General features: G+C 55.4%; 1 protein-coding gene. It reads right to left on the reverse strand.

Features of this window, described 5'->3' with window-relative positions; genetic code table 11:
* Positions 1–397 (reverse strand): flagellar basal body L-ring protein FlgH (locus FDX22_RS20215; protein ID WP_186805379.1); only part of this gene is annotated, 397 nt, incomplete at both ends.

Genomic DNA, 397 nt, shown 5'->3' on the forward strand with positions numbered 1-397 from the left:
CCGCGCAAACTGTTTTGCTGCTGCGAGGTCGCCGTCCCGTTGAAATCACGATTGGCATCAACCGAGCCAGACAGATTATCTTTGGTATGGCCAAAGATAGTCGGCGCGCCGATGTCCACGGTATTGTTCTTACCGAAATTGGTTTTCGCCTGTTTGCTCGACTGGGTGGATTCTTCCAGCATCACGGTCAGGATATCGCCCACCCGATAAGCGCGACGGTCCGCCGTCAGCGACCACTTGTAACCCGTTTCGAACACCCCTCCCGCGCGGCCATCCGCCGTTGGCGGCGCTTCCGTTTTGGGTGGAGCAAAGTATTCGTCATTTTTTTTGACCAGGAGAGCCTGCGATTCGCACCCGCTTAACAGGGGAAGCAGTACCACCAGCCAGAGATAATTTT

The sequence above is a fragment of the Citrobacter sp. TBCS-14 genome, from assembly GCF_005280805.1.
GTDB lineage: Bacteria > Pseudomonadota > Gammaproteobacteria > Enterobacterales > Enterobacteriaceae > Citrobacter > Citrobacter gillenii.